General features: G+C 50.9%; 21 protein-coding genes. 18 read left to right on the forward strand and 3 right to left on the reverse strand.

From position 1 onward, the window contains the following. The first annotated feature begins 80 nt into the window (after positions 1 to 80). From NQ534_RS11875 to NQ534_RS11895, 5 genes are all read left to right on the forward strand, one after another. A complete protein-coding gene (locus tag NQ534_RS11875) occupies positions 81 to 932 on the forward strand; it encodes a MerR family transcriptional regulator (protein WP_040781275.1) in 852 nt (283 codons plus the stop codon). Positions 933 to 1,130: 198 nt separating this feature from the next. Beyond that, a complete protein-coding gene (locus tag NQ534_RS11880) occupies positions 1,131 to 1,319 on the forward strand; it encodes a type II toxin-antitoxin system HicA family toxin (protein ID WP_040781276.1) in 189 nt (62 codons plus the stop codon). Positions 1,320 to 1,367: 48 nt separating this feature from the next. Continuing rightward, positions 1,368 to 1,769 carry a type II toxin-antitoxin system HicB family antitoxin gene (locus NQ534_RS11885; RefSeq protein WP_006859966.1) on the forward strand — a complete coding sequence of 134 codons (402 nt, stop codon included), beginning with the start codon at positions 1,368 to 1,370 and terminating at the stop codon, positions 1,767 to 1,769. Positions 1,770 to 1,985: 216 nt separating this feature from the next. Beyond that, the gene (locus NQ534_RS11890; protein WP_006859967.1) at positions 1,986 to 2,915 is read left to right on the forward strand and encodes a helix-turn-helix transcriptional regulator; all 930 of its coding nucleotides are present in this window, start codon (positions 1,986 to 1,988) and stop codon (positions 2,913 to 2,915) included. Between the two features lie 71 nt (positions 2,916 to 2,986). Then, positions 2,987 to 3,733: a hypothetical protein gene (locus tag NQ534_RS11895; protein ID WP_006859968.1), complete on the forward strand. Its 747-nt coding sequence runs from the start codon at positions 2,987 to 2,989 to the stop codon at positions 3,731 to 3,733. A gap of 357 nt (positions 3,734 to 4,090) precedes the next feature. Here NQ534_RS11895 and uxaC read toward each other — a convergent pair whose 3' ends face one another. Together uxaC and NQ534_RS11905 are read right to left on the reverse strand one after the other, a co-directional pair. After that, positions 4,091 to 5,497, reverse strand: coding sequence for a glucuronate isomerase (uxaC, locus tag NQ534_RS11900; RefSeq protein ID WP_006859970.1), 1,407 nt, complete (start codon positions 5,495 to 5,497; stop codon positions 4,091 to 4,093). A gap of 175 nt (positions 5,498 to 5,672) precedes the next feature. Then, positions 5,673 to 6,677 (reverse strand): LacI family DNA-binding transcriptional regulator, encoded by a 1,005-nt coding sequence (locus NQ534_RS11905; RefSeq protein ID WP_006859971.1) that lies wholly within the window; start codon positions 6,675 to 6,677, stop codon positions 5,673 to 5,675. A gap of 310 nt (positions 6,678 to 6,987) precedes the next feature. Between NQ534_RS11905 and NQ534_RS11910 the strand changes: the two genes are divergently transcribed. Together NQ534_RS11910 and NQ534_RS11915 are read left to right on the forward strand one after the other, a co-directional pair. Beyond that, positions 6,988 to 8,604 carry a mannitol dehydrogenase family protein gene (locus NQ534_RS11910; RefSeq protein ID WP_006859972.1) on the forward strand — a complete coding sequence of 539 codons (1,617 nt, stop codon included), beginning with the start codon at positions 6,988 to 6,990 and terminating at the stop codon, positions 8,602 to 8,604. Positions 8,605 to 8,718: 114 nt separating this feature from the next. Continuing rightward, entirely contained in the window at positions 8,719 to 9,816 is a 1,098-nt protein-coding gene (locus tag NQ534_RS11915) for a sugar kinase (RefSeq protein ID WP_006859973.1), read from the forward strand. An 86-nt stretch (positions 9,817 to 9,902) separates the two neighbouring features. On the opposite strand, the gene NQ534_RS11920 is transcribed toward NQ534_RS11915, so the two are convergent. After that, positions 9,903 to 10,124 (reverse strand): hypothetical protein, encoded by a 222-nt coding sequence (locus NQ534_RS11920; RefSeq protein ID WP_176944188.1) that lies wholly within the window; start codon positions 10,122 to 10,124, stop codon positions 9,903 to 9,905. Positions 10,125 to 10,261: 137 nt separating this feature from the next. Between NQ534_RS11920 and pepF the strand changes: the two genes are divergently transcribed. From pepF to NQ534_RS11975, 11 genes are all read left to right on the forward strand, one after another. Continuing rightward, positions 10,262 to 12,109, forward strand: a complete 1,848-nt coding sequence (gene pepF / locus NQ534_RS11925) for an oligoendopeptidase F (RefSeq protein WP_006859975.1) — start codon at positions 10,262 to 10,264, stop codon at positions 12,107 to 12,109. A 126-nt stretch (positions 12,110 to 12,235) separates the two neighbouring features. After that, positions 12,236 to 14,155, forward strand: coding sequence for a DUF5107 domain-containing protein (locus NQ534_RS11930; RefSeq protein WP_006859976.1), 1,920 nt, complete (start codon positions 12,236 to 12,238; stop codon positions 14,153 to 14,155). A gap of 135 nt (positions 14,156 to 14,290) precedes the next feature. Next, the gene (locus NQ534_RS11935; RefSeq protein WP_006859978.1) at positions 14,291 to 15,688 is read left to right on the forward strand and encodes an MATE family efflux transporter; all 1,398 of its coding nucleotides are present in this window, start codon (positions 14,291 to 14,293) and stop codon (positions 15,686 to 15,688) included. A gap of 176 nt (positions 15,689 to 15,864) precedes the next feature. Beyond that, positions 15,865 to 16,239, forward strand: a complete 375-nt coding sequence (locus NQ534_RS11940; protein WP_006859979.1) for a metallopeptidase family protein — start codon at positions 15,865 to 15,867, stop codon at positions 16,237 to 16,239. A gap of 112 nt (positions 16,240 to 16,351) precedes the next feature. Then, positions 16,352 to 19,039: a glycoside hydrolase family 3 protein gene (locus NQ534_RS11945; RefSeq protein ID WP_040781282.1), complete on the forward strand. Its 2,688-nt coding sequence runs from the start codon at positions 16,352 to 16,354 to the stop codon at positions 19,037 to 19,039. A gap of 108 nt (positions 19,040 to 19,147) precedes the next feature. After that, positions 19,148 to 20,875, forward strand: a complete 1,728-nt coding sequence (locus NQ534_RS11950) for an ABC transporter ATP-binding protein (RefSeq protein ID WP_074679986.1) — start codon at positions 19,148 to 19,150, stop codon at positions 20,873 to 20,875. A gap of 3 nt (positions 20,876 to 20,878) precedes the next feature. Next, positions 20,879 to 22,762 carry an ABC transporter ATP-binding protein gene (locus tag NQ534_RS11955; RefSeq protein WP_006859982.1) on the forward strand — a complete coding sequence of 628 codons (1,884 nt, stop codon included), beginning with the start codon at positions 20,879 to 20,881 and terminating at the stop codon, positions 22,760 to 22,762. 47 nt (positions 22,763 to 22,809) lie between these two features. After that, positions 22,810 to 23,391 (forward strand): MarR family winged helix-turn-helix transcriptional regulator, encoded by a 582-nt coding sequence (locus NQ534_RS11960; protein ID WP_006859983.1) that lies wholly within the window; start codon positions 22,810 to 22,812, stop codon positions 23,389 to 23,391. A gap of 24 nt (positions 23,392 to 23,415) precedes the next feature. After that, on the forward strand, positions 23,416 to 24,081 hold the full coding sequence (locus NQ534_RS11965) for a YczE/YyaS/YitT family protein (protein ID WP_006859984.1): 666 nt from the start codon (positions 23,416 to 23,418) through the stop codon (positions 24,079 to 24,081). Between the two features lie 271 nt (positions 24,082 to 24,352). Further along, positions 24,353 to 26,314 carry an electron transport complex subunit RsxC gene (gene rsxC / locus NQ534_RS11970; protein WP_074679991.1) on the forward strand — a complete coding sequence of 654 codons (1,962 nt, stop codon included), beginning with the start codon at positions 24,353 to 24,355 and terminating at the stop codon, positions 26,312 to 26,314. A gap of 1 nt (position 26,315) precedes the next feature. Continuing rightward, a complete protein-coding gene (locus tag NQ534_RS11975; RefSeq protein WP_006859986.1) occupies positions 26,316 to 26,939 on the forward strand; it encodes a methylenetetrahydrofolate reductase C-terminal domain-containing protein in 624 nt (207 codons plus the stop codon). Positions 26,940 to 26,941 lie beyond the last annotated feature (2 nt).

A 26,941-nucleotide genomic window follows, 5' to 3' on the forward strand; every position in this document is an offset into this window, starting at 1 on the left:
AGGCATCAGGAAAACAGATATTTTAAATGGGACTGCTCAGGCAGTCCCGTTTTTGAAACGTGGAAAAAGGAGGCGGCGGGATGGACAATGGGAGCCTTTTTAAAATCGGAGACGTAGCGCGGATGTTTCATATAAGCGCCGGAACGCTGAGGCATTATGAAAAAGCCGGGGTTCTGGAGCCGGAATATGTGGATGAGAAGACGGGCTACCGGTATTACAGCACGCGGCAGTTTGAGTGCCTCAATACGATCCGGTACCTGCGCGCCCTGGACATGCCGCTGGAGCAGATCGCGGATTTTCTCAGAAACCGCGATGTCGGGCGCATCCAGGAGCTGCTCCGGCAGCAGAAGGAGACGGTTATCAAAAAGCAGCAGGAGCTGCAGATTATCGAGCGGAAGATTGACAACCGTCTGAAACAGCTTCAGGATGCGCTCTCTTCAGAGCTGGAGGTTATCCGCATGACGGAAATTGCGCCGCGCCGTATCGCGTGGATCCGTAATCAGCTTTCCCCGCAGACGTACCTCGATCTGGAGACGTCGATCCGCGAGCTGGAGCAGGAACAGGGGGACGCGGTGGTTTTTCTGGGCAAGGTCGGCGTCGGAATCGGAAAAGAGCATCTTCTCAGGAAAGCATACGACCGGTACGATATGGTATTTCTGCTGCTGGATGAGGAGGATGTCTACAACGGTGCCGTGGAAGAGCTTCCGGCAGAGATCTGCGTGACAATCCGTTTCTGCGGAAGTCACCGGGACGCTCCGGCGTATTATCAGAAGCTGGAGGCGTACATCGCGGAAAACGACCTCTGCATTGCGGGATTTTCGAAAGAAATAACGATGATTGACGATGGCTTTACCAGTAACACAGACCAGTTTGTGACCGAAATACAGATTCCCGTGCGGCGGAAAAAAGCGGGCGGGACGGAGCACAACTAAAATCGGCACTATATAAAATAGAATAAGTTTTCTTGCTTGCGCAAATCTCTGCTGCCTGTTCAGAATGGTCAGCAGAGATTTTTATATCTTTAGAAAATAATACTTGCAAAAAGATAATTTATCATATATAATATAGGACTACAAAGAAAATGAACTTGACATACGTGCTGATACGTGCAATAATAGAAGGAGAAATAAGTGAAAACATCGGAATTAATAAGAATGTTAAAGAAATATGATTGCTTTTTTGTTGAACACGGAAAGGAACATGATAAGTGGCATAGCGTGATAACTGGAAAAGATTTCCGGATTCCGAGCCACAGAGGAAAGGAGATTCCGATGGGGACGGTAAGCCGTATTTTAAAGGATGCTGGTCTGAAGTCATAATTTTTGCTGTAAAACAGAGAATCTGATAATCATGGAAGGGAGAAAAGAATGACAAAATATGTGTATCCGGCTATATTTACACCTGAAAAAGAAGGAGGCTTTTCTGTAAATTTTCCGGATTTGGAATCGTGTTATACGTGTGGAAAGGATATAAAAGACGCTTTGCTGATGGCAGAGGATGTACTGGCGTTTGTTTTGTATGATTATGAGCGTGAGAATCGAGAGATTCCGGTGCCGTCGGACAGGGAAACGTTTACACTGGCAGAAGGAGAATTTGTAAACTATGTGTTGTGTGATACGATGGAATACCGCAAAAGAAATAATAACAGAGCAGTAAAAAAGACACTGACAATACCGGAGTGGCTGAACGAGACAGCAGTGGCGATGGGATTGAATTTTTCACAGATTCTGCAGCAGGCATTGCTGGACAAAATTAATTCAAAACAATAGCTGCTGCGGCGGATGTCCGGGAATGGCGAAAATATACATCTGTTTTTTGGGACATAAAAAAGAAATGGTTGACATTTAAGAAAAATAAGCGATTGACTTCCGCCCGTCTCTTTTGTATTATAAAAAGAGTTAGGAAAGGCTAATTGGCAAAGCAGCGGGGAGAACAGCCTGGAATGTCCGGGCTGTTCCGGGTAGAGACAGAAATGGGGCGGGATTGTGACACAGACCAGAAACGTGAGCTGGCAGGACGATAAAATAAATATGGCGGTGTATGAGCCGTTTCCGGGGGTGCAGGTGATGAAGGTTTCCGTGCGGGCGCCTGGCTTTATAGAGGAGCGCAGGAAAAGTAACCGGCTGGAAATCAATTTCTGTGTAAGCGGCAGGTTTGAGTGCGAGTTTACAAAACGGGACATCGCTATATTAAAGCCGGGCGATATGGCAATCAGCCTGTTTGACGGGGAGAACGGAATAAACTCATACTCCCGGTTCCCGATGGATTTCTACGAGGGCATCAGCATACTTCTGGATTGTGATATTGCTGAAAAATGGCTGAAGGAGCATCTGGAGATTTTTGACATCCATCTGCAGATGCTAAGAGAGCGGCTGCTGAAAGCGCACTGGTACTGGGCGGGAGAGGCGGGAACCCGCTGCGAGCACGTATTCCGGGAGCTTTACGACAGTATAGAATACGAAGAGACTGCCTATATCCGGCTGAAAACGGCGGAGCTTTTTATGCTGTTGTGCCGGTCTGTGCAGCCGCAGCGGGAAAACGGTTATCTTCCGGGAGGACAGGTGGAGCTGGTGAAGCATATCCGGGACCATATGATCACAGACAGCGACGGTTACTCCTCCACAGAACAGCTCGCCAAAGAGCACGGGATGACGTCCGCGCAGCTTCAGAAGCTGTTCCGGGAGATTTACGGGATGCCGATCTACCGGTATCTGAAGGAATACCGTCTGGAGCGGGCGGCAGTAGAGCTGATAAACACCAGCCATCCGGTGATGGAGGTTGCCTTAAACGCAGGCTTTACCAATGCCAGCAAATTTTCAGAAGGATTCCGGAAACGGTATAAAATGACGCCTACCGCATACCGGAAGCAGTATAATTTAAATAGAAAACGGGATAGTTCTGTGAAAATGGAGTAGAAAAAGGAAAAACGACTGCGTATAATGTTCTTCGAAAGTTAGTAATACCTAACCAAAAGGAGGACATCTATATGAAAAAGAAAAATCTGGCGTATTTACTTTGCAGCGCAATGATGCTTACCGCGACGGCGGGATTTACGGCAGGCGCAGAGGAGACGGAAACCGAGGCTGTTCTGGAGGCGGAGAGTGTCCAGGAGACAGAGGAGGCGCAGGAAACAGAAGCTGCGCAGGATGCGGACTTCCTCAGTAAGATACAGGGCAGCTATATCGAACTGTTTCCGGAAATGGCAAAAGAAGAATACCGTGATATCTGGCTGGAAGAGACCGGAGCGATTGTCGGGGAGGACAAGGCGGAGGAGACTACAGATATGCTGCTTGGCATGTGCATGGCGGAAATTTACGGGCAGGAAGCCATCGACGCTTATGCAGAGGACCCGGACAGCATGGCGTTTGACTGCTACTTCCTCGGTGGCGTCAGCGAATTTATAGTAGACGGGGATACCATCAGCGGCGTTGACGAAGAAGGAAACGAGGTTTTCAGCCATACATACGATTATCTGGAAACAGATGAAAACGGATTTTATCTTTATCAGAGTGAAGATGCAGACTCTGGACAGTTCACTTATTTCGCCTTCGCGCCCGATACGATGGACGAGACCTGGCATCTGGAATTCCGTTACGCGGAGGATTTAAGCGATCTGGCAAGCTGGTATGAAGGCGCGTACGCATATTGGAATGTAGGGGCAATCGCGGCGGATTACGACGCGGAAGATATGGAGGATGTCATTCATCTGTTTGCGACAGAAAATCTGGAGTAAATGCTGCGCCGGAATGATACCGGCTCCTGACATAAACTATATCGCGGACAATCTGTATGAAAAATTGAAATAGAATCCGCCCGCCATATGTCATCCGCAGACGATAGGCAGCTTTTGCAGATTTTGCGAGCAAGCGGCAGCAATTTTGTCCGACCGGCTTTTATGGAGGCAAAATTGCTGCCAATAAGCGGCGCAGCAAAATCCCAAAAGCAACGTGTCTGCGGATGACATATGGCGGGCGGATTCTTTACGGAAAATTTTCATACAAATTATTCATATGGATGCGCACGCAAATGCAGAAGAAAAATATACTTATGCATTTGCGGCGCCCAATCCCGCAAGGCGGGCTTTTTTTGATTACAGATTAAATCCGAAATATCTCACAGCATTGTTATAGCTGATGCCCTTGATGATCTTTTCCAGCGCTTTTTCATCATCCGGATATTCTCCGTTTTCCACCCAGCCGCCAATCAGTTCGCAGAGAATGCGGCGGAAATATTCGTGGCGCGGATAGGAGAGGAAGCTTCTGGAATCTGTCAGCATACCCACAAAATTGCTGAGCATACCGAGGTTTGCCAGCGATGTCATCTGTTCCATCATGCCGGTCTTGTTGTCGTTGAACCACCATGCGCTGCCCTGCTGGATCTTGCCGATAGCGGAGGAATCCTGGAAGCAGCCGATGATGGTGCCGATTGCCGCGTTGTCCACCGGATTCAGGGAGTAGAGAATCGTCTTCGGAAGCTCATCGGTGGAGGCAAGCGCGTTCAGAAAATCAGCAAGCTGATCCGCCGGGGTATAATTGCTGATGCAGTCAAAACCGGTATCGGGACCGATTTTGCCAAACATGCGGGAATTATTATCGCGCTTTACGCCATAATGAAGCTGCATTACCCAGTTCAGACGATGATATTCCCTGCCGGCAAAAATCATAAAGGCGGTCTTATACTTTGCAACCTCGCAGGCGGAAAGCGTGCCGCCGGAGAGACGTTTTGCAAAGATTTCTTCAATCTCCTCATCGGAAGCCGGAGCGTACATCACATAATCAAGACCGTGGTCGGAAACGCTGCAGCCTCTCTCATTGAAGTATTCCATACGGTTTACGATCGCCTTCTTTAAATCAGCGAAGCTCTTAACCGGAATGCCGCTCACTTCGGAAAGCTTTGCAACGTAATCCGGGAACGCCGGTTTCTCGATGCCGGAAGCCTTATCCGGACGCCATGCCGGGAGCACCTGCACATCGAAGGTCTCATCTGCCTTGATTTTTTCATGCCATTCCAGAGAATCTACCGGGTCGTCGGTGGTGCATACGAGTGTGACGCCGGAGCGTTTGATCAGCTCGCGTGCGCTCATATCCGGCTGTGCCAGCTTTTCGTTGCAGAGATTCCATACCTCTTCCGCAGTATCGGCGCAGAGATGACCGGTATAGCCGAAGTATCTCTGCAGTTCCAGATGGGACCAGTGATACAGCGGATTGCCAATCAGTTTTTCCAGCGTCTCCGCCCATTTCTGGAATTTCTCGCGCGCCGGAGCGTCGCCGGTGATATAATACTCTTCTACGCCGTTTGAGCGCATCTGACGCCACTTGTAGTGGTCGCCGCCGAGCCACACCTCTGTGATATTCTCGAAATGCTTATCCTCCGCGATCTCCTGCGGATTCAGATGGCAGTGGTAGTCGAGAACAGGCATAACCTCAGCGTAATTGTGATACAGTTTCTTTGCGGTTTCTGTGGAAAGCAGAAAATCTTTGTCCATAAATGGTTTCATTGCAAAACCCCTCCTTGAAAATATTTATATGCGTTCCGCGGAAGCGTATCAACAGGCGCTTCCGCTTGCGCGAAGAACCCTGCGGGCTCTTGCTGCCTGGGAGAAAAGCTGCCGCACGGAATCATCCGTGTTACTGTTCAAAGTAACTCATCCGTACCCTGCAGAGCGGCTGTTATCAGAAGAAATCGGTCGTTCCACGCTGCAGGATATTTGCGGAGAGCATGGTCTTGCCGGGGGCAGGCTTGCCGTCCAGCACGCTCATCAGCGCGGCGACTGCGTTGTTGCAGCAGAATTCAAGCTGATTATCTATTGAAGTAAGCTCCGGTTCGCAGCAGATGCCGAGCTGCGAATTGTTGTAGCCGATGATAGCAAACTGCGATGGAATGTCAAAATTCATAGCCTTGGCGTATTTCAGCGCTCCGATTGCCAGCTCATCATCCCCGGCGATGACCGTGTCGAACGTGAGCCCCTCGGAAGCAAGGGAGAGAAGCTTTTCCTTTGTCTCCGGAATGCTGCCGTTAAACAGCACGATGCGCCGGGAGTCGAGCGGGAGAGAGGCGGCTGCGAATGCCTCCTTAAAGCCCTCCAGCTTGCGTCTGCCGCTGTAGGAATCCGCGCGGTAGAGGAAAAGAAGCTCCTGCCTGCCGTGCTCCAGACAGGCAGAGGCGGCCTGCTGGATAATTTCCTGGTCGTCGCAGAGCGAGCAGTAAACATTCGGCGCTTTCAGATAGCCGTTTAAAATAATGATGGGCACCTCGGCGGCGGCCTCGATGATGTAGCGGTTGCGCTCCGGCACCGCCTCGATAAAGCTGGAACCGATTAAAATGACGGCGTCCACTTTTTTGGCGAGCAGCCGTTTCAGATACTCCGTACGGGTATCGTAATCGGGACCGGTACAGCTTAAAATGGCGTCATAGTGGTTGGCGCGCAGCGCGCGCTCCAGATAATATACTGCGCGGGAGAAAAACTGGTCGGAAGAATCCGCGCAGAGCAGTCCGATAGTCTGCATGGTATTTAAACCGAGCCCGCGCGCAAAAGCGTTCGGCGTATAATCATTTTCTGCGATAATGTCCAGGATTTTCTGCCGGGTCTTTTCGCTGACGCGGGCATTTCCGTTCATGACACGCGACACGGTGGCAATGGAAACACCGGCTTTTTTCGATATATCGTAAATATTCATAAGCAACCTCCGGTATCTGGAATGCCCGCGGCGGGCATGGCGCATCCATTTCTGCCATCTGACGCATGACTGGATGAGTAAGAAATGTAAGCGCTTACACAAAACTGTTTTTCTGACTTAGTCTATATTATACAATAGAAAAAATAAAATAGCAATGCGTTTCTGCGGATTTTAGAAATTTCCTTTAAAAACATAAATAATGCTTGACGTTTGCCGTTAAGGGAATTATAATGATTGTAAGCGCTTACATGGGCGAAAAATTAATCATAGAGACCACCGGATTTTATCCGGAAAGGGAAAGGAGAAAGGTATGCAGTTAAACGAACAGGGTTTGACAAACAGACAGGAATGGCTGGATAAGGGGTATAGCCTTCCGGAGTTCGACCGCGAGGCGGTTAAGGCAAAAACAAAGGAGGCGCCGCGCTGGATTCATTTCGGAGCGGGCAATATCTTCCGCGCATTCCAGGCAAATGTGCTCCAGGGACTTCTGAATAAGGGAATCTGGGACAGCGGTCTGGTAGTTGCAGAAGGCTTTGACTATGAAATTGTAGAAAAAATGAATATTCCGCACGATGGCTACACCGTTCTGGTGACGCTGAAGGTGGACGGCACCGTGGAAAAGACCGTGGTAGGCAGCGTTGTGGAATCTCTTACGGTAAATCCGCAGAATACGGCAGATTTTGACAGACTGAAAGAAATCTTCCGCGCAGATTCCCTGCAGATGGTCAGCTTCACCATCACAGAGAAGGGCTACAGCCTGGTGAACGGAGCAGGCGAGCTGCTTCCGGCAGTGAAGGCAGACATGGAAAAAGGACCGAAGCAGGCGGACAGCTACATCGGAAAGGTAGCTGCGCTTCTTTATGAGAGATATCTGGACGGACAGAAGCCGGTTGCTATGGTGAGCATGGATAACTGCTCCCACAACGGAGACAAGCTGTACGCGGCAATCGACAAGCTGGCAAGAGTATGGGCGGAAAACGGCGTTGCAGAGGCAGGCTTTGTAGATTATGTAAACGATAAATCAAAGGTAAGCTTCCCGTGGACCATGATTGATAAAATCACACCGCGTCCGAATGCAAAGGTAGAAGAGATTCTGAGAGCAGACGGACTGGAGGAGCTTGAGCCGGTTATCACCTCCAAGAATACCTATATCGCACCGTTTGTAAATGCGGAAGAGTGCCAGTATCTGGTAATTGAAGATTCCTTCCCGAATGGCAGACCGAACCTGGAAGAGGGCGGCATCATCTTCACCGAGAGAGAAACCGTGGATAAAGTAGAGAAGATGAAAGTCTGCACCTGCTTAAACCCGCTGCATACCTCACTGGCTGTTTACGGTTGTCTGCTTGGCTATGAGCTGATCTCTGAAGAGATGAAGAACCCGGTTCTCAAGAAAATGGTTGAGACCATCGGTTACAAGGAAGGTCTTCCGGTAGTTGTAAATCCGGGCATCCTGGATCCAGAGAAATTTATCGGCGAAGTTATCAATACCAGACTGCCGAATCCGTTTATGCCGGATACACCGCAGCGTATTGCAACGGATACTTCACAGAAGCTGGCGATCCGTTTTGGCGAGACAATCAAGGCATACGCAGCTTCTGACAAGCTTAACGTGGCAGATCTGAAGCTGATTCCGCTTGTACTTGCAGGATGGGTACGCTATCTGATGGCAATCGACGATAAAGGAAATGCGTTCACACTCAGCCCGGATCCGCTTCTGACTACCGTTTGCCCGCATGTAGAGGGCATTAAGCTTGGCGAGACAGAGGGCGTGGAAGAGAAGATCCGTCCGATCCTGGAGAATCAGGCAATCTTCGGCGTAGATCTGTATGCACTTGGCATCGCTCCGCTGGTAGTTTCTTACTTCAAGGAACTGATCGCAGGACCGGGAGCTGTAGCTGCAACACTGGAGAAATACGTAAACGCATAGTATGATGTCAGGGCGCTGGATGCGCCGCAATCTGCAGGCATCATATCCGGGGGTTTTTGCCCCGGCATTATATGATAAAAATAGAAACGGCAATGCCATATCAGGGAGGAAAAAATGAATTTAAATTTAAGACCGGCAAATGAGTGCAAATTTGATGCAGTATCTCTGGGCGAGGTTATGCTTCGTCTTGACCCCGGTGAGGGAAGAATCCGCACCGCACGTTCGTTCCGTGCATGGGAAGGCGGCGGAGAATATAATGTAGTGCGTGGTCTGCGCAGATGCTTCGGCATGAAAACGGCTGTCATCACAGCGTTTGCAGACAACGAGGTTGGTAAGCTGATGGAGGATTTCATCCTGCAGGGCGGCGTTGATACGTCTCTTATTAAATGGATGAAAACAGACGGTATCGGCAGAATCTGCAGAAATGGTCTGAACTTCACAGAGAGAGGCTTCGGTATCCGCGGCGCGGTTGGATGCTCTGACCGTGCAAACACCGCAATCTCCAAAGCCACACCGGAGGATTTCGACTTCGATTATATCTTTGGCGAGCTGGGCGTGCGCTGGCTGCACACCGGCGGTATCTACGCGGCACTTTCCGAGCAGTCCTGTGAGACTGTTCTGGCAGCGATCAAGACAGCGAAGAAGTATGGTACCGTAATCTCTTACGATCTGAACTATCGTCCGTCCATGTGGAGCGCGATCGGCGGACAGGCAAAGGCGCAGGAAGTAAATAAAGAAATCGCGAAATACGTAGATGTTATGATCGGCAACGAGGAAGACTTTACCGCTTGCCTTGGCTTTGAGATCGAGGGCAACGACGAGAATCTGAAGGAGCTGAATCTGGACGGTTACAAGAAGATGATCAACGAGGCTGCAAAGACCTACCCGAACTTCAAGGCGGTTGCTACCACGCTTCGTGAGGTTAAGACGGCTACTGTAAACGACTGGAGCGCGATCTGCTGGGCAGACGGCGAGATCTACAAGGCAAAGGACTACAAGGGACTGGAGATCATGGACCGTGTAGGCGGCGGCGATTCCTTTGCATCCGGTCTTGTATATGGCCTGATGACCACCGGCGATGCAGAGCTGGCAGTAAACTACGGCGCAGCGCACGGCGCACTGGCGATGACCACACCGGGCGACACCACGATGGCAAGCAAGAAGGAAGTAGAAGCGATCATGGGCGGCGCAGGTGCGCGTGTGCAGAGATAAAAATTTTATTCCCCCCGCGGCATTGGTCAAATGCCCGTGCCCGAAAGGACTAGCCCTTGCAGGGTGTCGCAAGCACGGCGCCTGGCTCATTGCCCGCGGGTATAAAAACGGCGCATGCTTTTGTATGCACAAACGCCACCAGACTGTTTCTGACGATCTGGCGGCGTTTTTTTAAAGGAAGGCATTGTTGTTTCTCGTTTCGCGTCTGACGCTGCAGAATGAGCCTGCATTTCATCAATCATGTACTGCACGGTGTTGCGGTCGAGCTCCTGCAATTCTTTTGAAAATAATCCCATAATCTTCGCCATATTCTGGCACATATCATAGACATGTCCGTACAGTGGCTTGATTTCAAATGCAGACCGCTGTTTGATTTCTGCTGAAAATAATGCAGATATACATCTGGATAAAGCTGTAAATTTTGACAAAGCAGGCATGAAATGCTATGATTATCAACAAAGCTTACTTTTTGATTATTATCAGCGGAGGGTCTTATAAAATGAAGCGATGTGAGCAGAAAATCGAAGATACCTGGAATATGCAGGATATGTATGAAAATGAAGAATTAATGGCGCAGGATGTGGAGAAACTGCGGGAGCTGATGAAGGAGTTTGCGTCCCGGCAGAATAGTCTGGCCAAGAGCGGAGAACAGCTTTTGCGGGCATTGAAGCTGCAGGAAGAAATGAACTGTCTGTATGAAAAGCTCCATGTCTACGCGAATCAGAAATACCATGAGGACACGGCGGAGGCGAAGTACCAGAAGCTGAGCGGCGAGATGCAGATTCTTGGAACAGAGCTTTCAGGGTGTACTGCCTGGCTGGAACCGGAGCTGCTTGCGCTGCCGCAGCAGAAACTTGCGGAATTTTTTGCAGAGACGCCGGAGCTTGCGGATTACCGCTGGGTGGTGGAGCAGATCGTCCGTCAGCGGGAGCATGTGCTGGATGTGCAGACGGAGGAGCTGCTGGCGAAGCTTTCGGAGCTTGGACAGGCGCCGGCAAATATCTTCTCCATGTTTAATAATGCAGACATCCGCTTCCCGGACGCGGTGGACAGCGCTGGAAATGCGCATCCGCTCACGCAGGGAAACTACATTCCCATGCTGAAGGACAGCGACCGGGTGCTGCGCAGATCGGCGTTTACGGCGCTTTACGGCGTATATGCGCAGTATTGCAACACGCTTGCGGCAACCTACTACGCAAATGCGAAGCAGGCGGATATTTTTGCGAAGCAGCACAAATTTGCCGGAGCGATGGAGCAGGCGCTTAGCGCAAATGCGATTCCGATGGCGGTTTACGAAAATCTTGTAAAAACCATCCGTGAGCATCTGCCGCTGATGCACCGCTATACCGGGCTTCGCAAAAAGATGCTTGGGCTGGATGAATTGCATATGTACGACAATTATGTGCCGATCGTGGAGATGCCGCAGAAAAAATATCCTTTTGCGGAGGCAAAGGAGATTGTGAAAAAGGCGCTTGCTCCGTTGGGAGAGGATTACACGGCGCTCCTGCAGGAGGGCTTTGACAACCGTTGGATCGACGTTTATGAGAACGAAGGAAAACGCACCGGCGCCTATTCGTGGGGCGCTTACGGAACACATCCGTATGTTCTCCTGAACTACCAGGGGACACTCAATGCGGTGTTTACGCTGGCGCATGAAATGGGTCATGCCCTGCATAGCTGGCATTCCGATCACAGGCAGCCCTACCGTTACGCCGGATACCGCATTTTTGTGGCGGAGGTGGCTTCCACCTGCAATGAGGCGCTGCTGATCCACTATCTGCTGGAAAACAGCAGCGATGAGACGGAGCGGAATTATCTGATTAATTATTTCCTGGATCAGTTTAAGGGAACGATGTACCGCCAGACGATGTTTGCGGAATTTGAGATGATGACGCACCGCGATATCGTGCAGGAGGGAGGCGTCCTGACTGCCGAAAAGCTCTGCGGCATCTATCATAAGCTGAATAAGGATTACTTTGGCGAACAGATGGTTTCAGATGAGGAGATCCAGTATGAATGGGCGCGGATCCCGCATTTTTACACGCCGTTTTATGTATACCAGTATGCGACCGGTTTTGCAGCGGCAATCGCGATCAGCAGCAAAATACTGGCAGGTGAGCCGGGCATTGTGGAAAAATACAAGGAATTTTTAAGCGGCGGCAGCTCAATGGATCCGATCGACCTCCTGAAGATATGCGGCGTGGATATGTCCTCTCCGGAGCCGGTGGCGGCTGCGCTCAGGGTATTTGAGGAGTACCTGGGGATGCTGGAGAAGGGCAGTCTGGCAAAGTAAAGGTCTGATGCAATCATAACCTGTATGAAGAAGAATTTATGCGATGACGCCACCAGACTGTTTTTAACAATTTGGCGGCGTTTTTTGCCATCATAAAAACAATCCATATGCGGGGAGGAAGAGCAAATGTCAGAATTACGTTTTGAAAAAATGAATATACGTGGAGCAAATCTTGGAGAGGAATCCTGTGTGCCGGATCTGCTGGGCGAGCATATCCTTCAGAATCATCTGGAGTTTCGCCTGGATGAGAGCGATGAGATTTACGAGGGCTATGGGCGGAGAAAGAATGCCTATCCCTACCGGCAGTATAACAGCTATACAAGAAAGCTGGAAGAGAAAGAGGTAAAGACAGCCGTACTGGAAAACCGGTATTTAAAAGCAGTGTTTTTACCGGAATACGGCGGGCGGCTCTGGGAGCTGTGGGATAAGCAAACGGGCAATAATCTGCTGTATACGAATGATGTCCTGCGGTTCAGCAACCTTGCTGTAAGAAACGCCTGGTTCAGCGGCGGTGTAGAGTGGAATGTGGGAATCATAGGACATAACCCCTATACCACAGCGCCTCTGTATACTGCGACGGCGAAAACCGGGACCGGAGCGCCTGTTCTGCGCATGTACGAGTATGAGCGGATACGTAAGGTTCCGTATCAGATGGACTTCTGGCTGGAGGAGGAAGATAAGGCGTTAAACTGCAGAGTCAGGATTGTCAATGAAAGCGACAGCGTCATTCCGATGTACTGGTGGAGCAACATAGCGGTGCCAGAATATGAGGGCGGACATATAACGGTTCCGGCGAAAAAAGCATTTACTTATGCGGACGGCGCGGTTTTTAAGGTGGATATTCCCTTTGTGAATGGAATTGACGTTACAGATTATAAAAAGATTCCCAAATCGGTAGATTACTTTTTTGATATCGACGACCGGAAACCAAAGTATATTGCGAATTTAAACAAGGACGGTTATGGACTTTTACATACATCCACGCAGCGTCTGAGAAGCAGGAAGCTGTTTTCCTGGGGAAATGGACAGGCGTCTGACCACTGGCAGGAATTTCTGACAGAGGATGCGGGGCGCTATGTTGAAATCCAGGCGGGAATTGGAAAAACGCAGTACGGCTGCATTCCGATGGCCCCGCACACCGCCTGGGAATGGCTGGAGCAGTACGGTCCGGTGAAGCTGGAAAAGAACAGCTCTTCGCACCGGGAGAGAGAGGAGCAGCTTACCGGGATGCTGGAAGCCGCGGGCATCCCGGAGAGCATGGAGAAAAAACTGCGGGAGACGGCTTCAATGGCGAAGTCAGAAGCGGAGCTGGTGATGACGGGCAGCGGTTACGGAGCGCTGAAAAAACAGGGACGGTGGACAGAGCATCTGACGTTTGTCATGGAATCGGATTCTCTGAAACAGTGGAGCGCGTTCTTTGAAACCGGAGTGTTGCATAAGCCGCCGGTGGACCGTGTCCCGGACGAATTTCTGATTGAAGGGGACAACCTGGATTTTCTTGTAAATACGCTGGAGACCGTAAACAGAGAAAACTGGTATGCTTATTATCAGGCGGGAACCGGCTGCTTTGCCGGAGAGGATTATGATCACGCAGAGAAATATCTGCTGCGGTCCTGGGAGCTGGAAGCAAGTGCATGGGCCTGTCACGGACTTGCGTGTACGTATCTTCTGAAAGGACAGCGCCGCGAGGCGGCAGCATGGATGCTGGAAGGGCTGAAAATAGAGCGCGGAAATGTTTCTTATTTAAAAGAGGCTTTAAAAATTCTGAACCTGTGCGGAGCTTATGAAGAGACAGTTACTTTTTTTGAGGAACAGGGCAGAGAAACACAGGAAGTGGGAAAACTGAAATTTTATTATATCATTGCGCTGCATCAGCTTGGAAAAGACGAAAAAGCCTACAAAATTCTGGAAGAGAACGGAGGTCTTGTCATGGATGATATCCGTGAGGGCGAGGACTCTGTCGCCCAGCTCTGGAGCGAGCTGCACGAAAAGGTATGCGGCGTGAAAGCGCCGGTTCCGTACCGGTATGATTTTAAGGCGTTTTAGGAGTGCTTCCGTATTGCAAAAAGAGAAGAGGTGTGATAGTCTGGTTTGCAGACGGAAGCTTTGCCGGAAAAAATCTGATCCGGGAGAGCGGCTTTGGGAAAAGATTTTGCAGGAAGAACACGGAGACGGGATATTATGAGGACGGCGGAAAAGACACAGAAAAACGGACACGGCAGACTGCACGGAGGCGCGGCGGGAGAGAACATCACGGAGGGCGTTATCTGGAAGCAGCTTCTGATTTTTTTCTTCCCGATTTTGATCGGTACCTTTTTCCAGCAATTATATAATACGGTAGATGCGGTTGTGGTGGGCAGATTTGCCGGCAAGGAGGCGCTGTCCAGCGTGGGCGGCTCCTCCAGCCAGATCATCAATCTGGTAGTAGGATTTTTTACCGGGCTGTCCTCCGGGGCAACGGTCATCATCTCGCAGTATTTCGGTGCGAAAAAACGGGAGGAGCTTCAGCGGGCGCTCCATACCGCCTATGCCTTTGCTGCCTGGTTCGGAGTACTGATCGGGCTGGCTGGCGTGGTGCTGACGCCGCTGCTGCTTACGCAGATGAACACGCCGGCGGAGCTGATGCACGATTCTGTGATGTATGTGCGGATTTATTTTGCCGGGCTGGTGTTTGTGCTGATTTACAACATGGGCTCTGCAATTCTGCGTGCGATCGGTGATTCCAGAAGACCGCTCTATTATCTGATCATCTGCTGCATTATCAATATCGTGCTCGACCTTGCGCTGGTGCTTGGACTGCGCCTTGGCGTGCTCGGCGTGGCGGCTGCCACTCTGTTTTCCCAGGCGGTCAGCGCTGTGCTGGTTACGCGCGCACTGATGTACCATACAGAGGAAATGGAGCTGCGGCTGAGAGAGATCCGGATACAGAAGGACATGTTGGGCAAGATGCTGCGCATCGGACTTCCCACCGGTATTCAGTCGAGCATGTACAGCATTTCGAATGTGCTGTTGCAGGCATCCCTGAATAATCTTGGCGTAGATACAATGGCGGCATGGGCTGCTTTTGGAAAAATCGACAGCATTGTATGGATGATCAATGGAGCGTTCGGTATTTCGGTGACAACCTTTGTCGGACAAAATTTCGGCGCCGGAAAGTGGGATCGTGTGCGCAAGGGAACGCGGGACTGCCTGCTGATGACAGTGGGCACGGAGATGGCGCTCAGCGCGCTGATCGTATTTGTCGGGCAGTACCTGTTCGGCGTTTTTACGTCGGATGCCGGTGTTGTGCAGATCGGAATGCGTATGGTGCGGATTATTTCGCCTACCTACTGGCTGTTCGCGTTTATCGAGATCTATTCCGGCTCTTTGCGTGCACAGGGCAGCGTGCTGGTGACAACCATTATGACGCTGGTTGGCGTTTGCCTTCTGCGTGTGATCTGGGTGATGTTTATTGTGCCGAACGGAACGCTGGAGCAGCTTATCGCCTGCTATCCGGTTACCTGGGTGGTGACCGCAGGGGCGATGATCATTTATTATTTCTATAAGCAGAAGCGGATTGTACGGTCGTATACGGCGTAAATGGTTCCGGTCCCGCAGGTGGGAACGGGCTTATAGGTCCGGATGGTGCGTTTCCAGAAGGAAGTGCAGCCGGGAACGGGTTTATAGGTCCGGATGGTGCGTTTCCAGAAGGAAGTACAGCCGGGAATGGGGCTGGAGGTCCGGGTGGCGGTTTTTTAGAAAGGGGTGGCGGCGGTATGGTTTCCTTTGAGAAATTTCAAGATATGATGGAGGAAATCCTTCAGACCTTTCCGGAAGAGTTTTTCCGGGAGCTGAACGGCGGCGTTTTTGCGCGCAGACACCCGAAGTACCATCCGGAGGGAATCAATCACGACCTGTTTATTATGGGCGAATACTGTGTGCAGCACCACCTGGGGCGTTTTATTGTGATTTATTATGGATCTTTCATGCAGGTATATGGGTATTTGTCTGAAGAAGAACTGGCGAAGCAGCTGCGCAGGGTATTACTTCATGAATTCCGGCATCATCTGGAATCGCTTGCCGGAGAATATGATCTGGAGATTGAGGATGCGATAGAAATTGCAAAGTACCGGGAGCGGAAGAAGCAGTAGGGGTATGGGCAGGCACTGGTGTGGGCAGGGAGTGTAAAGCTTTCTGCCTTTTTATATTGAATTGTTTTTGGATGTAAAATATAATGAGAAAAAACGAAAGGAGCGCGAATCTATGAGAAAATTTTTTGCGGCGAAATCGCCGGAGATAACAAAACGGGAACTGGAGCATATGGAACTGGCGCGCGCTGTGGCGGGCGAGTGTATGGTTCTGCTGGAAAACGACGGGACGCTTCCTCTGGCAGCAGGCGGAAAGCTTGCGCTGTACGGGATGGGAGCACGTCATACGATAAAAGGCGGTACCGGCTCCGGGGACGTAAATACCAGAAGCAATGTGACGATTGAGCAGGGTCTGGCGGAGGCTGGTTATACGATTACGACCGGCGGCTGGCTTGACCGCAATGAGCGGAAGCGGACGGCAGAGAAGGACGCATACCTGCGGTGGATGACGGAAGAGGCGGAACGCCGCGGTTGTTCCCCGTTCCTGGTGAGCTTTTCAGACCCGTTTGCGGAGCCCGCTCCGGAGATGATTACAGAGGAAGACTGGCGGGCATCGGAAACGGATACGGCAGTTTATGTGATATCCCGGAATTCCGGGGAGGGTTCGGACCGTTACGACAGACCGGGGGATTACCGGCTGTATCCGGAGGAAAAAGAGCAGCTTGCATTTCTGGGGCGCTCCTATGCAAAAGTAGTGCTGGTGCTGAACATTGGCGGTGTGATGGATTTGTCGGAGATAAAGGAAATACCGGGCATTGGGGCGGTGCTTCTGATGACACAGCTTGGCAACATCGGCGGGCAGGTTCTGGCGGATGTGCTGTCCGGCAGGGTGACGCCGTCCGGAAAACTGACGGATACCTGGGCAAAGCGCTATGAGGATTATCCGTCTGCGGCCGCCTTCAGCCACAATGACGGCGATGTGGACGACGAATATTATACCGAAGGAATTTATGTCGGCTATCGCTATTTTGATACTTTCGGGGTGAAACCACTGTATTGCTTTGGCTATGGAAAATCATATACGGAGTTTGCCATCCGCACAGAAAATGTAGTTGTGAAAAACGGACAGGTAATACTTTCTGTGCTTGTGAAGAATACGGGAAGTGAGTATGCAGGCAAAGAGGTCGTGCAGGTTTATTACTCTGCTCCGGAGGGAACGCTGGAAAAGCCGTATCAGGAGCTGGCGGCATTTGCCAAGACGGGACTTCTGGCACCGGGAGAGAGTGAGAAGCTGGAAATCGCCTTTGCGGTGCGCGATATGGCTTCGTACTGCGAAAAATGCGCATCCTGGGTGCTGGAAAAGGGCGATTATATCCTGCGTATTGGCAGCAGCTCGGCGGACACACAGGCTGCGGCGGTGCTGACGCTGAAGGAGACAGTAAAGACAGAGATTCTGAAAAATCTGTTTGCGGATGCAGAGCTGCCTGAGGAACTGCACGCAGACTGCACCGGAGCGGTCACGGATGACCTGTGCGATGCTGAAACAATGGAAGAGCCGGGCTGCGATGAGGGCGCTGCTGAAGCAGTGGAAGAGAACGGATGCGGCAACAGAGCGGCAGAAGAGCCGGGCTGCGGCGCGGGCGCTGCCGGGGGCGCGACACAGATACCGCACATCCTGTTGTGCGCGGCGGAAATTGAAACGAGGCAGGCACAGTACATGGAAGAGCGTGAGCTTTATACCACAGACCAGACGAGGATGCTCACGCTTGCGGATGTGAAAAACGGCACCTGCACCGTGGAGGAGCTGACGGCGCAGCTTACTGTGGAAGAGCTGGCGGAGCTGTGCGTTGGAACGCTGCGCGCGGACGGCGGTTCGATTGTCGGCAATGCGTCTTATACGGTTCCGGGCGCAGCAGGTGATACAAGTGCGCTTCTGCAGGAGACGCGCGGCATAAAAAATATGATTCTGGCGGATGGACCGGCAGGCCTCAGACTGCAGCCGGTCTTTAAGACGAACAAGGACGGAGAACTGCTTCCGGGCGGGGAGATTCTGGGAGACAGCTATGTGTCGTTTGACAAAAACCTGGAAGAATCGCAGACAGATACTTATTATCAGTATTGTACGGCTATCCCGATTGGCTGGGCGCTGGCGCAGTCCTGGAATCTGCCGGCACTGGAGCGGATTGGAGCAATGGTCGGAAGAGAGATGGAGGAATTTGGCATTGACCTCTGGCTGGCTCCTGCGCTGAATATCCACCGGAATCCGCTGTGCGGACGGAATTTTGAGTATTATTCTGAAGATCCGTATGTGAGCGGAAAAGCCGCCGCGGCGATTACAAAGGGTGTGCAGAGCTGCGCGGGAAAGGGAACGACCATCAAGCATTTTGCCGCTAACAGCCAGGAGGACAACCGCTACTTTACTAATTCACACGTCAGTGAGCGGGCGCTGCGGGAAATCTATCTGAAAGGTTTTGAGATTGCGGTGAAGGAATCGCAGCCGTTTTCTATCATGACCTCCTATAACCTGATAAACGGAACACATACGGCGAACAGCCGCGATTTGCTGCAGGCAGCGGCGCGGGATGAATGGGGATTTGAGGGCGTGATTATGACGGACTGGTTCACCTCGCAGGAGCAGCCGGCGCTTACCGGGGAGGCAAAGGTAAAATATCCGATATCAGCGTCAACCGGTTGTATTTATGCCGGAAATGATATTCAGATGCCGGGCTGCCAGAAGAATGTGGATGACATTACGGAGGCAGTGAAAAGCGGCAGGGAAATAGACGGTTACAGCGTTACGCTGGCAGATTTGCAGTACAATGCGGCAAATGTTATCCGGGCGGTGTGCAGGACTTCGCGATGAAAATACAAAACGCCAAAACATTAGGTACCTTGACAAATAAATGGGAAAGTGCTACTATTTAGGAAGCAAAAAGCAAATCATGCAGGTTTTAAGCAACAGAGGTAGCACATGAAAAAATATAAAAATGCAATCCGGAAAAATTTATATTGTTTTATTTTAGGTCCTTTTTTTATGATTATTGAGGCGTGCGGCGAGTTTATCCTGCCGTATCTGAATGCAAATATCATTGATACGGGGGCGGCGAACGGCGATATTTCGTATATTCTGCGCAACGGCGTGTATATGATTCTGCTGGCGCTCGTCATGCTGGCAGGCGGTGTGTTCGGCGCGTATTTTGCGATTAAGGGGGCGGCGCGCGTTGCCGCGGATGTGCGGATGCAGACCTTTGTGCAGATTCAGAAGTTTTCTTTTGCCAATATTGATGATTTTTCCACTGGGTCGCTGATTACCCGTATTACAAATGATATCACGCAGATTCAGAACTTTATCCAGACGCTGCTGCGCGGCTGTTTTCGCAGTCCGGTGATGCTGGTCGGCGGCATCTGCATGTCCTTTGCGCTGAATGCGCGTCTGGCGGTCGTGATCTGCATCGTTATTCCGCTGCTGGCGGCGGCTATCTTTTTCATTATCCGGACAGCGGCGCCGCGCTACACGATCATGCAGAACCGGCTGGATGCTGTAAACAACCGGATAAATGAAACGATTACAAATGAACGGGTGATTAAATCCTTTGTCCGGGAGGAATACGAGAAAGAAAAATTCTCCGGGGTAAACGAAGAGCTGATGGAAAAGAGCATCCGTGCGCTGAAAATGATGATTTTAATGCAGCCGGTGTCTGCGCTGGCGGTCAATGTGACGATGCTCGCCGTGGTATGGATCGCCGGCAGGCAGATTATGATAGGGGATATGCAGATCGGTACGCTGACGGCGTTTATTACCTATCTGTCCCAGATTCTGACGGCGCTGAATTTTCTGGCAAATATTGTTCTCCAGGGCACGCGGGCGGCGGCTTCTGACCGTCGTATCACGGAGGTATTGGAGGCGGAAATTACCTTAAACGACAGAAATGCATCGGAAAAAGAAAAAACGCTGCAGCGGGGAGATATTGTATTCCAGGACGTGTCCTTCCGTTACTTTAAGCAGAACCACGAAAAGGTACTGAATAATATTAATCTGGAAATCCATCATGGAGAGCAGGTCGGCATCATCGGTTCCACAGGAAGCGGAAAGACAACACTGGTTTCACTGATCCCGCGCCTGTATGATGTGGACGAGGGCTGCGTCCTGGTGGACGGCACGGATGTGCGGGAGTGGTCGATGGAAAAGCTGCGCGCGGGCGTGGCGGTCGTGCTTCAGAAAAACACGCTGTTTTCCGGAAGCATTGCGGAAAACCTGCGCTGGGGCAGTGAGGACGCCAGTCAGGAGGAGCTGGTGTGGGCATGCAGGACCGCGCACGCGGAAGAATTTATCGAAACCTTTCCGGAAAAATATGAGACTGTGCTGGAGCAGGGCGGCAGTAACCTGTCCGGCGGACAGCGTCAGCGCCTCTGCATTGCGCGGGCGCTTCTGAAGCATCCGAAAATACTGATACTGGATGATTCTACCAGCGCGGTGGATACGGCGACGGACGCCTGTATCCGGAAATCCTTCCGTGAGGAGCTGCAGGACACCACCAAAATCATCATTGCCCAGCGTATCCACTCCGTGATGGATTCGGATAAGCTGATTGTGATGGATGATGGAAAAATTGTAGATGCGGGTACGCATGATGAACTGCTTATGCGCTGCCGGGAGTACCAGGAAATTTATTATTCACAGGTAAGTAAGGAGGAGTGACAGATGGATGCAGAAAGAGCCATGCGTTTACAGAAGAAATATGGTCATTCTTCCGTGGAAGGAAATAAAAAAGAACTGAATGTGGGACCGGGAGCCGGCCGCGGGCGCGCAATGGGAGCGGTGGGGAAGCCGCAGAATCTAAAGGATACAGTCGTGCGTCTGTTCCGTTATCTCGGAAAAGAACGCAGGCAGATGGCGCTCGCCATGATAACGGCAGTGATTTTTTCGATTTCATCGCTGGCGGCGTCGTATCTGCTGCGGCCGGCAATCAACCGTTTTATTTATTACGACCCGGCAGACGCGGATATTTCCATCCGGATATCGGGACTTTTCGGGGCGCTTGCGGTGCTGGCGCTGGTATATGCCATCAATATTTTTTCGCAGTGGCTGCAGCAGCGTCTGATGCTGGATGTTTCGCAGCGTTCACTGCGGCGTATGCGCGAAGAATTATATGCAAAGCTGCAGACGCTTCCGGTTTCCTACTTTGATAATCATGCGGTGGGGGACGTGATGAGCCGCTTTACAAATGATGTGGATGCCGTCGGGGAAATGCTGAACACCACGCTTATCCAGATTATTTCCGGAGCGATTTCGATTGTCGGAACCGTTGTGCTGATGCTGTACACCAATGTAATTCTCGGTCTGATGACAATTATTCTGACACCGCTGCTGGTACTGGTGAGCAGATGGTTTATCCAGAAAGGCAGAAAAGCATATGTTGCGCAGCAGCAGAAGCTGGGGGTCTTAAACGGTTTTGCACAGGAAATGATTACCGGGCAGAAGATTATCAAGGTATTCAATCATGAAGAAACGGCGACGGAGGAATTCGGATATTTAAACGAACAACTGATGGAAACGCAGATCCAGGCGCAGTTCCAGGCGGGTGTGATGGGACCGGTGACGCATCAGCTCTGCAACGTGATTTATGCACTGACGGCGTGCGTGGGCGCTGTGCTGGTAGTGAAGCGGGGATTCGACCTTGGCGGACTGACAGTTTCCGTTAATTATACCCGGCAGTTTAACCGTCCCATCAATGAAATCGCCATGCAGATGAATAATGTTTTTTCTGCGCTTGCAGGTGCGGAGCGCGTCTTCCAGGTGCTGGATGAGGAACCGGAGCGGGAAGAGCAGGAGACAGTGCCGCTGAAAGAAATCAGAGGGGATGTGGTCGTCTCCCACGTGAATTTTGGTTATTGTCCGGGAACGCCGGTTCTGCACGATATTTCCCTGTATGCAAAGCCCGGACAGAAGATTGCTTTCGTTGGCTCCACCGGAGCGGGAAAAACAACCGTCACCAATCTGCTTTCGCGCTTTTATGATATAGAGGACGGCAGCATTACGATTGACGGTGTTCCGATTGAGAAAATCGAGCGCTCCTTCCTGCGCCGGAATATCGCTATGGTGCTTCAGGACACCCATCTTTTTACGGGAACGGTGCGGGAAAATATCCGTTATGGGAGGCTGGATGCCACAGATGAGGAGGTGGAGCAGGCGGCGAAGGTTGCCTCCGCCCATTCTTTTATCATGCATCTGGAAAACGGCTACGATACCATCCTTGAGCACGACGGCGCCAATCTCTCCCAGGGACAGCGCCAGCTTCTGAATATCGCCAGAGCGGCAATCTCAAAAGCGCCGATTCTGATTCTGGACGAGGCGACCAGCTCTGTAGATACCAGAACGGAGCGCCATATTGAGGAAGGCATGGACGCCATTATGACGAACCGCACGACCTTTGTAATTGCGCACAGGCTCTCCACCGTCCGCAAATCCAATGCCATTATGGTGCTGGAGAAGGGACGGATTCTGGAGCGGGGAACGCATGAGGAGCTGCTTGCCCAGGGCGGAAGATATGCCGACCTGTATCATGAGATCGCACAGCTTGAATAAGGCTTATTTATACAGCTTATGATGCTAAAAGAAAAGAGGGATTCCGGATGAGAGATTATGACAGGAAAGATGATCTGATGTGTGGGGAGCATCACAGAAAAGGCGGCTTTCATGGACGCATAGAAGGGTTTCATATCGAAGATGCTTCCCTGCAGGAGCTGTTAATCAGAGCCGGCTATATTGCAGAGCGCAAGAGCGGAAGACAGAGAGGACAGAACCGCATCCTGAGGATTCTGCTGGAAAATCCAAAGATGAGCCAGCGGGCGCTGCAGGAGCGGCTTGGGATAGAGCCGGGGTCCATGAGTGAGATTCTTGCAAAGCTGGAGGAAAAGGGCTTTCTTGTGAAAGAAAAAGACGAAAATGACCGGCGCAGAATGATTCTTACGCTCACGGAAGAGGGAAAAGCGGTCGCCGGGGCTGAGAGCGGAAATGGTGAAAAACCGGATAAAGAGGAAATCTTTTCCTCCCTGACACCAGACGAGCAGAAGCGGTTGAAGGAAATGCTGCGAAAGCTTCTGACGCAATGGCGTATGGAAAGGCGGCAGCGCAGCAGGGCGGCGGGTCTGAACGATGACAGAGCAGAGACGGAAAAAGAATCTGGAGGATCAGAGGAAGAATACGGAAAATAATGGAAAAATGAGGGAGCACACGTTATGAAAAGAGATTATAAGAATTTGCTATATCGTTGCCTTATTATGCTTGTGGGTCTGGTAATTGCTCACTTTGGTGTTACCATATATCTTCTTGCAGATCTGGGAGCGGATCCGTTTAATGTGTTTGTACAGGGAGCTTTTCGCAGCCTGCAGTCTTTGACGGACAGTGCGTTTCTGACACATGGAAGAACGCACATTGCGATTTCTCTTTTGATTATTTTCATACTTCTGGCAGTGGACAGGACATACATAAAGATTGGCACTATTTTGTGCATGATATGCGGAGGACCGATTATAGACTTTTTTACGATGCTGTTTTCGCCTGTTTTTGCAATCAGTCATCCGGTGTGGGCGGACATACTGGCGGGAATTATTGCCTGTGCGATTCTTGCTTTTGGGATGACGATCGTGATAAAGTCCGATGCCGGAACCGGACCAAATGACCTTGTAGCGGTCGTTATCAGCGATAAGATCCACCGTAGCTTCAGCATTGTGCGTATTGCGGTTGATGTGGCATTTGTGGCAATTGGATTTATCCTGGGCGGCTCTTTTGGAATTGGAACTATTATCTGCGCGTTCCTGGTCGGACCAGTCGCAGGCTTTTTCCTTCCGTACAGCGAAAAATATATAAACGTATTATTAAGATGCCAGGGTCAAAAGGTCTAAGCCCACATGAGCCAGCTCTATAGTGGGCGTAAGACCTTGGGACCCGCCCCGATATGAGCATAAAAGTGGGATGTATATCCCACGATATGCGAATAGCGGGTAGGATTGTGGGAGTGCGAAGCACGTAACAATCCGTAGGCATCATATTTAGGGCTTTTGACCCAACATCATTATTAAAAAAATAGATGTTTAAGCTAGATAATATAGCCAATATGTGTTATACTTAAACTCGTATTCACGAGGGAATCAATTAGATAAGGAAGGTGAGCGATTGGAAAACTATACCAAGTATAAGTTAAAAAGCAACGAAGAACTGGTGTCCCTGCTGGCCGGGAAGGACAACCTGTTTATTGTTGCCTGTAACAAGTGCTTCAAAGAGTTTGAAACCGTTGACGAGCCGGATTGTGACGAGCTTGTAAAGCTTGTAGCCGAACAGGGCAAAACAATCACAGGCAGCGCCAGGGTTGATTTTTTATGTAACAAAATCCAGACAGAGAAAAAGATGCAGGGCATGATTCCGGAAGGAACGGAAAATGTTCTTGTGATTTCCTGCGGTCTTGGCATCCAGACGGTTGCGGATATGGCAGGAAAGCCCGTATATGCGGCCAGCAATTCACTGAATTATACGGGGCATCACGGCATGGCGCTGACAAAGAAGAGCTGTGATGCGTGCGCGCAGTGTTATCTGAACATCACCGGCGGTATCTGTCCGATTGTTGACTGTTCCAAGAGCCTTGTAAACGGACAGTGCGGAGGCGCGAAGGACGGAAAATGTGAGGTAGACTGCAATAAGGACTGCGCATGGGAGAAAATCTACAGAAGACTGGAGAAGCAGGGACGTCTGGAAGAGTTTCTGAACCAGCCGGTGCAGATACGTGATTATTCAAAGGTGAACTTTAAGGTCATCAATGATTATGTGAAATCTGTCCGCGAGAGCCGTCTTGCGGGCTATTACGGCGGCGTTCATCCCTCGGAGCGCAAGGAATATACAGAGCATCTTCCGCTTGAAAGATTCCCGGAGCCGGAAGAAGTGGTTATTCCGCTGTCCATGCATGCCGGTGCTCCGGCAAACCCGGTTGTGCAGGTGGGCGACACCGTGAAGGTCGGACAGAAGATCGGCGAAGCGGCAGCCTTCATCAGCAGCCCGATCCACTCCAGCGTGAGCGGAACGGTCGTTGCGATCGAGCCGCACGGACATGCGACAAGAGGCGAATGTCTTTCCGTTGTGATCCGTTCAGACGGAAAAAATACGCTGGACGAATCCGTAAAGCCGCATAAATCTCTTGATGAGCTTACCCCGGACGAAATCGTTGAGATTGTCCGCGAGGCTGGAATCGTCGGCATGGGCGGAGCCGGATTCCCGACATCTGTAAAACTGAAACCGCCGAAACCGATCGACACGATCCTGCTGAACGGCTGCGAGTGCGAGCCGTATCTGACGGCGGACCACCGGGTACTCCTGGAGTTTGCAGATGATGTTATCTATGGCCTGAAAGCAATCATCAAAACCGTCAATGCGGAAAAAGGTCTGATCGTTATTGAGGACAACAAGCCGGACGCTATCGAGCTGATGCAGGCAAAGACGGCGGACTGCGATAATATTGAAGTAGTCGTAGCAAAAACAAAATACCCGCAGGGCGCTGAAAAAATGCTGATCAAGCGCGTGATGGGCAGACAGGTGCCGCGCGGAGGGCTGCCTGCAGATGTAGGCTGCGTTGTCAGCAATATCAGCACCACAAAAGCGATTTCCGACGCCATTCAGAAGGGTATGCCGCTGATTGAGCGCGTTGTGACAGTGACCGGTGAGAGAGTGAAGAAGCCGGGCAACTATATTGTAAAGATCGGTACCAATACAAAGGATCTGATAGACTACTGCGGCGGTCTGGTGGGCGATGATATCACCATCAAGGCGGGCGGTCCGATGATGGGCTTTGTACTGAAGGATACAAACGTACCGATTATGAAAGGTTCCAATGGCATTATTGCGATTGATACCGATTACTCTGTGGAGCAGCCGTGTATCAAGTGCGGACGCTGCGTGGACGTATGTCCGATGGAGCTCTCCCCGCTGTATTTCTCAAAATATGCGGATGAGCAGAACTGGCAGGGAATGAAAGATATGAATGTCATGGACTGTGTGGAGTGCAGAAGTTGCGAATATATCTGTTCCTCCAGAATCCCGTTGGTGAGCAAGATAAAAGCCGGAAAAAGTGCGGTAAGGGGGATGAAGTAATATGTTAATTACCCAGTTAAAATCCAAAGAGACAATCGCATCACTGGTAGATGGGAAGGTTTTTATCATTCACTGCCACGGATGCAAGGAAGTGCATTTCCCGGAAAAGGAAGCTCTGGAGCTTCAGAAGGAGCTGGAAGCAGAAGGAAAGCTGACGGGAGCGATTACAACGGATTATATCTGTAATCCGGATAATATGAAGCTGCGTCTGGAAAAACACAAAGACGAGATCGCGGAGGCGGACATGATACTGGTGCTCTCCTGCGGCGTTGGCGTGCAGACGGTTGCAGAATACTTTGAGGATAAAAAGGTTTGCGCCGCGTGCGATACATATCCGCTGCCCGGATTCCAGGGTGTGACACCGCTGGAGTACGACTGCAAACAGTGCGGCGAGTGTTATCTGAATCTGACCGGCGGCATCTGCCCGATTACGGCATGTTTCAAGAGCCTTGTGAACGGACAGTGCGGAGGATCGAAAAATGGTATGTGCGAAGTGGACGGCGACATGGAGTGCGGATGGGAACGCATCTACCGGCGTCTGGCGCAGATTGGTCGGCTGGATGTGCTGAAATGTCCGACGCAGATACGCAATTTCGCAACTGACGACGAAGTTTCTAAGAGATAAGA

It is taken from the genome of Marvinbryantia formatexigens DSM 14469 (assembly GCF_025148285.1).
Taxonomy (GTDB): Bacteria; Bacillota; Clostridia; order Lachnospirales; family Lachnospiraceae; genus Marvinbryantia; species Marvinbryantia formatexigens.